The organism is Streptomyces sp. NPDC057638, from assembly GCF_042800315.1.
GTDB lineage: Bacteria > Actinomycetota > Actinomycetes > Streptomycetales > Streptomycetaceae > Streptomyces.
On the sequence record NZ_JBHVHF010000244.1, the window covers coordinates 1 to 12,676 of the forward strand.

General features: G+C 73.6%; 2 protein-coding genes and 1 pseudogene. All 3 read left to right on the forward strand.

What is annotated here, in order from left to right; all coding sequences use genetic code 11:
- A pseudogene (locus tag ACFVIM_RS26410) lies at positions 1 to 455 on the forward strand (hypothetical protein); the annotation flags it as partial.
- A gap of 73 nt (positions 456 to 528) precedes the next feature.
- Positions 529 to 5,976, forward strand: coding sequence for an SDR family NAD(P)-dependent oxidoreductase (locus ACFVIM_RS26415; protein ID WP_384306027.1), 5,448 nt, complete (start codon positions 529 to 531; stop codon positions 5,974 to 5,976).
- A gap of 150 nt (positions 5,977 to 6,126) precedes the next feature.
- Positions 6,127 to 12,621, forward strand: coding sequence for a thioester reductase domain-containing protein (locus ACFVIM_RS26420; RefSeq protein ID WP_384306030.1), 6,495 nt, complete (start codon positions 6,127 to 6,129; stop codon positions 12,619 to 12,621).
- The last annotated feature ends 55 nt before the right edge of the window (positions 12,622 to 12,676 follow it).

Below are 12,676 nucleotides of genomic sequence, written 5' to 3' on the forward strand. Positions count from 1 at the left end.
GAGGTACGGACGCCCGCGGACCGGGACCACCGCGCACACACGACCGGACGAGCGCCACCGAGCAGGCACACCGAGTACGGCGCACCACCGCGCACGCACCACCGGACGAGCACCACCCGGCACGGCGCACGACCGTGGACGGGCGCGGCGCACGGCGCCCGTCCACCGCGCCCGGACGGACCGCACGACCGGCGCGCGACCACCCGTACGACCCGTACCACCCGTACCACCGGAACGACCCGTACGACCCGTACGACCCGTACGACCCGTACGACCCGTACGGCCGGAACCACCCGTACGACCCGGATCAGGCACCCGCGCGGACCAGCGCGCGGGACGGGCGCGGCGCGGGGCACGACCACCGCGTCCGCCCGGACACGCGCCACCGAGCACGGCGCACGAGCACCAAGCACCAAGCACCGAGTACACGAAACCGGCACGGCCCCAGCACATGACCCCAGCGGGCGCGGGGCGCCCCCACCACCCCATTCATCACCGAGCGACACCACGTCGGGGAGCTGAGAACACGTGGCGAACGAGCAAGAACTCAGGGAGTACCTCAAGCGGGCCATCGCCGACGCGCGAGACGCCCGCGCCCGTCTGCGCGAGACCGAGGAGAAGGGCCGTGAGCCGATCGCCATCGTCGGCATGGCCTGCCGCTACCCCGGTGGGGTCACCACCCCGGAGGACCTGTGGCGGCTGGTGACCGACGGCACCGACGCCGTCGGCGCGTTCCCGTCCAACCGGGGCTGGGACCTGGACACCCTCTACGACCCGGACCCGGACGAGACCGGCCGCTCGTACACCATCGAGGGCGGCTTCCTCCATGACGCGGCCCTCTTCGACCCCGAGTTCTTCGGGATGTCCCCGCGCGAGGCCCTCGCCGTCGACCCCCAGCAGCGGATGCTGCTGGAGACCGCGTGGGAGGCGTTCGAGCGCGCGGGCATCGACCCGCAGGGCCTGCGCGGCTCCAGCACCGGTGTCTTCACCGGCCTGATGTACAACGACTACGGCTCCCGCGCCCAGCTGCCCGCCGAGGGCAACGAGGGCTATCTCTTCAGCGGCAGCGCGGGCAGCGTGGCCGCCGGACGGCTCTCGTACACCTACGGGCTCGAAGGCCCGGCGGTCACCGTCGACACGGCCTGCTCCTCCTCGCTGGTCGCGCTGCACCTGGCCGCCACCGCGCTGCGGGCGGGGGAGTGCGACCTGGCGCTCGCGGGCGGCGCGGCCGTGATGGCGACGCCCACCGCGTTCGTGGAGTTCTCCCGGCTGCGCGGACTGGCCCCCGACGGCCGCTGCAAGTCCTTCTCCGAGCACGCCGACGGCACCGGCTGGTCCGAGGGCGTGGGCCTGCTGCTGGTGGAGCGGCTCTCCGACGCCCGCCGCAACGGGCACCCCGTGCTCGCCGTGATCCGGGGCACCGCCGTCAACCAGGACGGCGCCTCCAACGGGCTCACCGCCCCCAACGGCCCCGCCCAGGAACGCGTCATCCTCCAGGCCCTGGCCAACGCCGGGCTCGGCGCCGACGAGGTCGACGCCGTCGAGGCGCACGGCACCGGCACCTCCCTCGGCGACCCCATCGAGGCCCAGGCGCTGATCGCCACCTACGGCCAGAACCGGCCCGAGGGGCGGCCCCTCTACCTCGGCTCGCTCAAGTCCAACATCGGGCACAGCCAGTCGGCGGCCGGGGTCGGCGGCATCATCAAGATGGTCCAGGCGATGCGCCACGGTGTGCTGCCCCGGACCCTGCACGCCGAGGAGCGCACCAGCCATGTCGACTGGGAGGCGGGCGCGGTCGAGCTGCTGACCGAGGCACGCGCCTGGCCCGAGACCGGCGCGCCCCGCCGCTCCGGTGTCTCCTCCTTCGGCTTCGGCGGCACCAACGCCCATGTGATCGTCGAGCAGGCGCCCGAGACGGAGGTGGAGGACGCCGAGGCGGCACCGCCGCCGCCCGCCGCCGTGCCGGTGATCCCCTGGACCCTCTCCGGCAAGACCCCGGAGGCCGTCGCCGGACAGGCCGCGCGGCTGCTGACGGCCACCGACGCGGACGAGGGCCTCGATCCGGTCGAGGTGGCGCGGGCCCTGCTCAGCGGGCGGACCCTGTTCGAGCACCGCGCCACCGTCCTGGGCCGAGGCCGTGACGAACTCCTCGCCGGGCTGCGCTCCCTGGCCGCCGGGGAGACCATCGCCAGCGCCGTGAAGGGCAGCCGGACCACCGGCAAGCTCGCCTTCGTCTACACCGGTCAGGGCGCCCAGCGGGCGGGGATGGGCCGTGAGCTGGCGGCGGCCTACCCGGTCTTCAAAGAGGCGTTCGACGAGATCTGCGATCTGCTCAATCCCCTGCTGCCGGGGTCGGTGGTGGACGCGATCGAGACCGGTGAGGGGCTGGACGAGACCGGGAACACCCAGCCCGCGCTCTTCGCGTTCGAGGTGGCGCTGACCCGGCTGCTGGAGTCCTGGGGCATCCGCCCCGACTATGTCGCCGGACACTCCATCGGTGAGCTGACGGCCGCGCACATCGCGGGCGTGCTGGAGCTGGACGACGCGGTGAAGCTGGTCGCCGCCCGTGCCACGCTGATGCAGGAACTCCCGGTGGGCGGCGCGATGTTCGCGGTCCAGGCCACCGAGGAGGAGGTACGGCCGCTGCTGACCGACGCCGTCTCCGTCGCCGCCGTCAACGGCCCCGAGTCGCTGGTGGTCTCCGGTGAGACCGAGGCCGCCGAGGCGCTCGCCGACCGCTTCGCCCAGATGGGCCGCAAGACCAAGCGGCTGGTGGTCTCGCACGCCTTCCACTCCGCCCGGATGGACGGCATGCTCGACGAATTCCGGCGGGTCGCGGGCGGACTGCGCTACCGCGAACCCCGGATCGCCGTGATCTCCACCCTCACCGGCAAGCTCGCGGGCGGCGACGATCTGCGCACCGCCGACTACTGGGCCGACCAGGTCCGGGGCACCGTCCGCTTCGCCGACGCCGTCACCACCCTGAACGGGCTCAACCTCGCGACCGTGATCGAGGTCGGCCCCGACGCCATCCTCTCCCCGCTGTCGGGCGCCACCCCGACCGTACGCAGGGGCAGGCCGGAGCCGGTCACCGTGCTCACCGCCGCCGCCACCGCCTTCACCCGGGGCACCGCCGTCGACTGGGCCGCCGTCCTCGGCACCACCGCGCCCACCGCCCGGATCGCCCTGCCGACGTACGCCTTCCAGCGCGAGCCGTACTGGCTGATGACCGCCGGGGCCGCCGAGGGCGCCGAGGGCGTCGGCGGCGCGGGTTACACCGGACATCCGCTGCTGGGGAACGCCGTCACCGTCGCCGGGGCCGAACAGACCCTGTTCACCGCCCGGATCTCGGCCCGCACCCACCCCTGGCTCGCCGACCAGGCCGTCTTCGAGACACCCGTCCTGCCCCCGGCCGGACTGGTCGAGATGGCCGTGCGCGCCGGGGACGAGCTGGGCGGGGCGGCCCTCGCCGAACTGGAGGTCCTCGCCCCCATCACCGTCCCCGAGGGGGAGACCCTCCAGCTCCAGCTCGGCACCGCGCCCCCCGACGACTCCGGACGGCGGCCCTTCACCATCCACACCCGCGCCGACGGTGACGCGGGCGGTGCCGACGGATGGACCCTGCGCGCCCGGGGCCACTTCGCCGAACACTCCGGCGCCCCCGTGCCCGCGCCCGGCGACGGCAAGCCCGTCGAGGTCCGCCTCGCCGAGGAACTGCTGCCGGACGCCGCGCGGTACGAGCTGCACCCCGCGCTGCTGGAGGACGCGGTGGCGGCGGTCGCCTCCCTCGCCGGGGCCGCCGAGCCCGGCACCACCCGGATCCCCGCCCACTGGGAGGGCGTCGAGCTGTACGCCACCGGGGCGACCGTGGTCCAGGTCCAGGCGTCTGTCGCTGGTGACGGAGGTGACGACGGCGCGCTGACGGTCCGGCTCTCCGACGCCGACGGCCAGCCCGTCGCCGTCATCCGGCGGCTCTCCTTCCGTTCCGTCCCGGACGGTGAGTTCACCGCCGCCACCGGCACCACCCGGCCCCTGTTCGAGCTGGGCTGGGACCGCACCGCGCTCGCCGCGCCCGCCGCCGAGCTCCGCTGGGGTGTGCTGTCCGGCGCCGAGGCGTCCGTGCTGGGCGCCGACCTCACCTCGTACGAGTCCATCCCCTCCTTCGCGGACGTGGCGGCCGTGGCGGCCGTGGCGAAGGCCACCGAGTCCGAGGCGCCGCTCGACGCCGTCCTCGCCCGGGTCGAACCCGGCCCCGCCGACGACGCCGTGGGCGCCGCGCACGGCGCCGCCCGCCAGGCCCTCGCCCTGGCCCAGCAGTGGCTCGCCGACGAACGGCTCGCCGGGACCCGGCTGGTCGTCCTCACCCGGGGCGCCGTCGACACCGGCTCCGAGGGCGTCGCGGAACTGAGCACCGCCACCGCCTGGGGGCTGCTGCGCTCCGTCCAGGCCGAGGCGCCCGACCGGATCGTCCTGGTCGACCTCGACGCGCGGACCGCCGCCGGGGACAGCGCGCCCGGACTCTCCGCCGTCGTCGCCTCCGGCGAGTCCCAGGCCGCGCTGCGCGGCGGGGAGATCCTGCTGCCCCGGCTGCGCCGGGTCGCCGCCGCCTCGGCCGCTTCTGCCGCCGGGGGAGAGACCGGCCCGGCCGTGTGGGACCGGGACGGCACCGTACTGATCACCGGCGGCACCGGGGCGCTCGGCTCCCTCTTCGCCCGCCATCTCGTCACCGAGCACGGGGTCCGCAGTCTGCTGCTGCTCAGCGGGCGCGGCGCCGACGCGCCCGGCGCGGACGAGCTGGCCGCCGAACTCGGCGCGCTCGGAGCCCGGGTGGAGCTGGCCGCCGTCGACGTCGCCGACCGTGCGGCACTCGCCGCCGCGCTGGCGTCGGTGCCCGCCGAGCACCCCCTCAAGGGGGTCGTGCACACGGCGGGCGTCCTCGACAACGGGCTGGTCGCCGCGCTCACCCCACAGAGCCTGGACACCGTGCTGCGGCCCAAGTCCGACGCGGCCTGGCATCTGCACGAGCTGACCCGGGACCTCGATCTGTCGGCGTTCGTGCTCTTCTCCTCCAGCGTCGGGGTGATCGGCGGACCGGGACAGTCCAACTACGCGGCGGCCAACGCCTTCCTCGACGGCCTCGCCTGCCACCGCGCCGCCTCCGGGCTCGCCGCCACCTCCATCGCCTGGGGCCTGTGGGGCCTCAGCTACGGCATCAACGCCGCCCTGGAGGAGAACGACCTCAAGCGGTTCAGGCGCGAGGGCTTCAAGCCCGTCTCGCCGGAGGAGGGCGCCGGTCTCTTCGACTCGGCGCTCACCGAGTCCACCGCCGCCGTGGTCGCGCTGCCCGTGGACCTCTCCGCGATGCGCGCCCACGGCCAGGTACCGCCCGTCTTCCGTTCCCTGGTCCGGGGCCCCAGCCGCCGGGCCGCGACCGGCGGTGGCGCCGCCACGGCGACCCTCGCCGAGCGGCTCGCCGATCTGACGCCCGTGGAGCGGCAGCTCACCGTGCTCGAACTGGTCCGCACCGAGGTCGCCGCCGTCCTGGGCCACACCGGCCTGGACGCGGTCGCGCCCGACCGGGCGTTCCAGGAGATGGGGTTCGACTCCATGACCGCCGTGGAACTGCGCAACCGGCTGATCGCGCAGAGCGGGGTACGGCTGTCGGCCACGGTCGTCTTCGACCACCCCACCCCCACCGCGCTGACCGAGCATCTGATCGGCGAGGTGGCCCCGGCGGGCGGCGGCGCCCCGCCGCTGATGGAGGAACTGGACCGGCTGGACTCCGCCCTCGCGGCGCTCGGCGATGACCAGCGCACCCGTACGGCGGTCTCGGTCCGGCTCCAGACGATCCTGTCCCGGCTCAACGAGGCAGCGGGGTCGGCCGAGGCCGCCGCCGCCTCCGAGGCGCTCGAATCCGCCTCGGCGGACGACCTCTTCGACTTCATCGACAACCAGCTCGGACGTTCCGCGGGCTAGCGAGGACGTCCCCCCACGGTGGTGTCGTCCGCCCGGCGGGCGGACCCGGCGGGGCCTGGAACGCGCGTACCAGGCCCCGCCCGGCAGACGGACCGTGGAGGGAGGACCGAGCCGCCCGCCCCACCCAGCCCCAGGGGAAGTTGATTGCGCATGTCCAACGAGTCCAGCGAGAACGCAGTGTCCAGAGAACAGAAGATGGTGGAGTACCTGAAGTGGGTCACCACCGATCTGCAGAAGGCCCGAGCACGCCTGGCCGAACTGGAGGCGGACAATGACGAGCCGGTCGCCATCGTCGGGATGGCCTGCCGCTTCCCGGGCGGGGTGACCTCGCCGGACGAGCTGTGGAAGTTCGTGGCCGACGAGTCCGACGGCATCAGCGACTGGCCCACCGACCGCGGCTGGGACATCGACGCCATCTACGACCCGGAGCGCGGCAAGCCCGGCAAGTCCTACACCAAGAGGGGCGGCTTCCTGGACGGGGCGGGCCTCTTCGACCCCGGCTTCTTCGGGATCTCCCCCCGTGAGGCGCTGGCGATGGACCCCCAGCAGCGGGTGCTGCTGGAGACCGCGTGGGAGACCTTCGAACAGGCCGGGATCGACCCCGCCACCCTGCGCGGCAGCCAGATCGGTGTCTTCACCGGCGTGGTGGAGCAGAGCTACCTCGGGCTGGATGGCCCCGAGGAGCTTGAGGGCTATCTGATGACCAGCAAGCTGAGCAGTGTGGCGTCCGGCCGGATCGCCTACTCCTTCAGCTTCGAGGGGCCCGCGGTCTCCGTGGACACCGCCTGCTCCTCCTCGCTGGTCGCGCTCCACCTCGCGGTGCAGTCCGTACGGAAGGGGGAGTCCACGCTGGCGCTGGCCGGTGGTGCCACCATCACCGCCCACCCCAGCGGCTTCATCGACTTCTCCCGCCAGAACGGGCTCGCCGAGGACGGGCGGATCAAGTCCTTCGCCGCCGCCGCCGACGGCACCGCCTGGTCCGAGGGCGTGGGCCTGCTGCTGGTCGAGAAGCTCTCCGACGCCCGCCGCAACGGCCACCAGGTCCTGGCGGTCGTCCGGGGCTCGGCGGTCAACCAGGACGGCGCCTCCAACGGGCTCACCGCGCCCAACGGCCCCTCCCAGGAACGCGTCATCCACCAGGCGCTGGCCACCGCCCGGCTCAACCCGTTCGATGTGGACGTGGTCGAGGCGCACGGCACCGGCACCAAGCTCGGTGACCCCATCGAGGCGCAGGCGCTGATCGCCACGTACGGGCAGAACCGGCCCGAGGGCCGGCCGCTCTACCTCGGCTCCCTCAAGTCCAACATCGGTCACACGGTGGCCGCGGCGGGCGCGGGCGGCGTCATCAAGATGATCATGGCGATGCGCCATGGCGTGCTGCCCAAGACCATCAACATCGACTCCCCGACCCCGATGGTGGACTGGGAGGCGGGCGCGGTCGAGCTGCTGACCGAGGCCCGCGCCTGGCCCGAGACCGGCGCCCCGCGCCGGGCCGGTGTCTCCGCCTTCGGCGTCAGCGGCACCAACGCGCACGTCATCATCGAACAGCCCCCGGCCGAGGAATCCGCCGAAGAACCGGAATCCGAACCCGTCGAGGCCGTCAGCCACGCCGTGCTGCCCTGGGCGCTCGCCGCCAGGACCGCCGACGCCCTCACCGACCAGGCCCGCCGACTCCTCGCGTTGGTGGAGGGCGAGCAGCCCAGCCCGCTGGACGTGGCGTTCTCCCTCGGCACCACCCGCTCCGCGCTGGAGCACCGGGCCGTCGTCGTCGGCCGGGACCGGGAGGAACTCCTCACCGGACTGCGCTCGCTCACCGAGGGCGACGCCGTCGTCAACACCGTCCGCGGCACCCGCGCCACCGGCAAGCTCGGCTTCCTCTACACCGGCCAGGGAGCCCAGCGGATCGGCATGGGCCTGGAGCTGTACCAGACCTACCCGGTCTACCGGGAGGCGTTCGACGAGGTCAGCTCCCAGCTCGACCCGCTGCTGCCGCGGCCGCTGCTGGAGACCATCACCACCGGCGAGGACCTGGACGAGACGGGCAACACCCAGCCCGCCCTCTTCGCCGTCGAGGTCGCCCTGCACCGGCTGCTGGCGTCCTGGGGCATCGTCCCGGACTACGTCGCGGGCCACTCCATCGGCGAACTGACGGCCGCGCACATCGCGGGCGTGCTCGACCTCGCCGACGTGGCCCGGCTGGTGGGCGCCCGCGCCACCCTGATGCAGGCCCTGCCCACCGGCGGCGCGATGATCGCCGTCCAGGCCACCGAGGACGAGATCCGGGCCCACCTCGGCGACGCGGTCTCCATCGCCGCGATCAACAGCCCCACCTCGCTGGTGATCTCCGGCGACGCCGGGGCCGCCGAGGAGATCGCCGCCCACTTCCGGGGCCTGGGCCGCAAGACCAAGCGGCTCACCGTCTCGCACGCCTTCCACTCCCCGCACATGGACGGCATGCTCGACGCGTTCCGCCGGGTCGCCGCCGAACTGACCTACCGCGAGCCCACCATCCCGGTGATCTCCACCCTCACCGGCAAGCTCGCCACCGGTGACGACCTGCGCACCCCCGAGTACTGGGTCAAGCAGGTCCGGGGCGCGGTCCGGTTCGCCGACGCCGTCACCACCCTCACCCAGCTCTCCACCACCACCCTGGTCGAGGTCGGCCCCGACGCCATCCTCACCCCGCTGGTGCAGGACATGGTCACCCCCGACACCGGCACCGCCGTCGCCCTGCTGGGGCGCGGCAGGCCGGACGGCGAGAGCCTGGTCGTCGGGGTCGCACGCGCCCACACCTCCGGCGCTGCCGTGGACTGGGCCGCCTTCTACCAGGGCACCGGGGCCCAGCGGATCGCGCTGCCCACGTACGCCTTCCAGCACGAGCGGTACTGGGTGGAGACCACCGGAATCGTCGCCGACGCCTCCGACCTCGGCCTGGAGTCGGCGGGCCACCCGCTGCTCGGGGCGGCCGTCACCATCGCCGGATCCGAGCAGGTCCTCTTCACCAGCAGGCTCTCGCTGCGCACCCACCCCTGGCTCGCCGACCACATCGTGCTCGGCAAGCCGCTGGTGCCCGCCACCGCGCTGGTGGAGATGGCGATCCGGGCCGGGGACGAACTCGGCTCCACCGTCCTGGACGACCTGGACATCCTCGGCCCGCTGGCGCTGCCCGAGAAGGGCGGCATCCATGTCCAGCTCGGCGTCGGCCCCGCCGATGTGGCGGGCCGCCGGGAGCTGACCATCTACTCCCGGCCCGACACCGCCGATGTGCCCTGGACCCTCAACGCCCGGGGCCACCTCAGCTTCCAGGGCCCCGAGGAGCCCTTCGAGCTGACCCAGTGGCCCCCGCAGGGCGCCGAGGCGGTACCGCTGGACGACGGCTACGACAAGCTCGCCATCCAGGGCTACACCTACGGACCCACCTACCAGGGCCTGGACGCGGTCTGGAAGAACGGCGAGAACGAGATCTACGCCGAAGTCAGCATGCCGGAGAAGCAGCGCGCCAGCGTCAGCGGCTTCGGCCTCCACCCGGCCCTGCTCGAACTGGCCCTGGCCTCCTCCTGCCTGGTCAGCTACGGCAGCCGCCCGCCCGGCACGGTCTGGATCTCCACCGACTGGAAGCAGGTGCGGCTCTACGCCACCGGCGCGGCCCGGCTCCGGGTCAAGATCAGCATCGGGGCGGACGAGGCGCTGGCCGTCCAGCTCGCCGACGGCACCGGACTGCCGGTCGCCAGCGCCGAGGTGGCCTGCCGCGCCGTCGCCGTCGGCGACCTCGCCAACGCGCTCACCCGCAACCGCGACTCGCTCTTCCATGTCGACTGGACCACCTACCCGGTGGTTCCCGGCACCGGGGAGCGGCTGCGCTGGGCCGAACTGGGCGCCGGCTCCGGCGAGCGGACCTACCCCGATGTCGCCGCCGTGGCGCGCACCGTCGGCTCCGGCCGCCGGGTCGATGTCGTCATCGCCAAGGTCGGGGCCGGCTTCCACGGCCGCGCGGACGGTGGCGCCGACGCCCTCGCGCATGAGTCGGCGCAGGCCGCGCTCACCCTGGTCCAGCAGTGGCTGGCCGAGGAGCGGCTCTCCGACACCCGGCTCGCCGTCCTCACCCGGGACGGCGTCGGCACCGCCGAGGGCGAGGACATCGGCGACCTCGGCGCCGCCGCCGTCTGGGGCCTGCTGCGCTCGGCGCAGTCGGAGAACCCGGGCCGGATCGTCCTGATCGACACCGACGGCGGCCCCGCCTCCGAGGAGGCCCTGCTCTCGGTGATCGCCACCGGGGAGCCGCAGGCCGCGCTGCGCGACGGCCGGGTCCTCATCCCCCGGCTGGGCCGGGTGCCGGAGGAGACCGCCGAGCCCACCGGGGCCTGGAACCCGCGCGGCACCGTCCTGATCACCGGAGGCACCGGCAGCCTCGGCGGGCTCTTCGCCCGCCATCTGGTCACCGAGCACGGTGTGCGGGACCTGCTGCTCACCAGCAGGCGCGGCCCCGCCGCCGAGGGTGCCGCCGAACTCGTCGCGGAACTCACCGGGCTCGGCGCCCGGGTCACCGTCGCCGCCTGCGACGTCGCCTCCCGGGAGGCGCTCGCCGCCGTCCTCGCCGAGATCCCCGCCGACCGCCCGCTCACCGGCGTCCTGCACACCGCGGGCGTCCTCGACGACGGACTGGTCGGGGCGCAGACCCCCGACCGGCTCGCCGCCGTGCTGCGGCCCAAGGTCGACGCGAGCTGGAACCTGCACGAGCTGACGAAGGACCTGAACCTCTCCGCCTTCGTCCTGTTCTCCTCGATCGCGGCCGTGGTCGGCGGCCCGGGGCAGTCCACCTACTCGGCGGCCAACCACTTCCTCGACGCCCTCGCGCACCACCGCAGGGCCCGCGGACTGGCCGCCACCTCGCTCGCCTGGGGCCTGTGGGAGCAGACCAGCGGCATGACCGGCCACCTCAGCGAGGCCGACATGAAGCGCATCGCCCGCAGCGGCTTCCAGCCGGTCGAGTCGGAGCAGGGCCCCGCCCTGCTGGACCTGGCCCTGACCACCGGGCACTCCTCCGTCGTCGCCACCCCGATGAACCTGGCCGCCCTGCGCGAGCAGGTCCAGGTGCCCACCCTGCTCACCAAGCTGGTGCGGGCCACCGGGCGGCGCGCGGCGCAGAACACCGAGGTCTCCACCCAGTCGCTGACCGAGCGGCTCGCCGAGCTGGCCGAGCCGGAGCAGAAGCAGGTGGTCACCGATCTGGTGGCGGCCCTCACCGCCGAGGTGCTGGGCCACAGCGACACCTCCGGCATCGCGCTGGACCAGTCGTTCTCCGCGCTCGGCTTCGACTCGCTGACCTCGGTCGAACTGCGCAACCAGCTCATCACCGCCACCGGGCTCAAGCTCCCGCCCACGCTGGTCTTCGACCACCCGACCCCGGTCGCGCTCGCCGCCTACCTGCACGCGCTGGCGGTGGCGGTGCTCGGCGGTGACGCCAGCGGCCCCAGTGGCACCGACTTCGCCGCCGAGGTCGTCCTCGCCGACGACATCGTGCCCGCGGCCGAGGTCGTACGGGACGCCACCGACCCCGCCACGGTCCTGCTCACCGGGGCCACCGGCTTCCTCGGCGCGTTCCTGCTGCGCGACATCATGACGACGACCAATGCCGTCGTGCACTGCCTGGTCCGCGCCGACGACGAGGAGTCGGGCCTGGAGCGGCTGCGCTCCAACGCCATCTGGTACCGGGTCTGGGACCAGATCGACGAGGACCGGATCCGGATCGTCACCGGCGATCTGGCCGACCCCGGCCTCGGGATGAGCGAGGAGACCTTCGACGAGCTCGCCCGTACCGTGGACGTCGTCTACCACAACGGCGCCCGGGTGCACTGGCTGCTGCCGTACGAGACGCTGAAGGCGGCCAACGTCATCGGCACCGAGGAGGTGCTGCGGCTCGCCGCGCGCCACCGTACGGTGCCGGTGCACTACGTCTCCACCGTCGGCGTCTTCGACGGGGTCCTCGAGCCCGGCGTCCCGCTGAAGACCACCGACCCGACCGGCCCGGCCGAGGTCCTGCCCAGCGGCTATCTGCGCAGCAAGTGGGTGGCCGAGCAGATCATCGGGGTGGCCCGGGACCGGGGCCTGCCGATCTCGATCTACCGGGTCGACGTCATCTCCGGCGACACGGTCAACGGCGCCTGCCAGACCCGTGACTTCGTCTGGCTCACCCTCAAGGGCCTGATCCAGGCGGGCAGTGCGCCCAAGGGCACGGAGGGCCGGTTCCATCTGCTCCCCGTGGACTACGTCAGCGCCGCGATCACCGGCCTGTCGCACAAGCCGGAGACCGTCGGCGGCACCTTCCACCTGTTCAACCAGAGCTCGCTGGCGCTCACCCAGTGCACCGAGTTCCTGCGCGACCTCGGGTACGACATCGACGAGGCCGACTGGGACAACTGGACCGAGACGGTCAAGACGGGCGACAACGCCCTGCTTCCGCTGCTCGACGCCTTCGAGATGATGACCTCGGACACCGATGGCTTCTACCCGCCCATCGACACGGCCGAGACGGATCAGGCCCTGTCCGGGACGGGCATCGCGGTGCCCGTCCTGACCAGGGAACTCTTCGGCAGGTACGTCCAGTTCTTCGTCGAGGAGGGTCACTTCCCGCCCGTGGAGGCGTAGCCACGGCCTCAGTGAGCCCCTCATGACGGCGGCCCCGGAGAGCGATCTCCGGGGC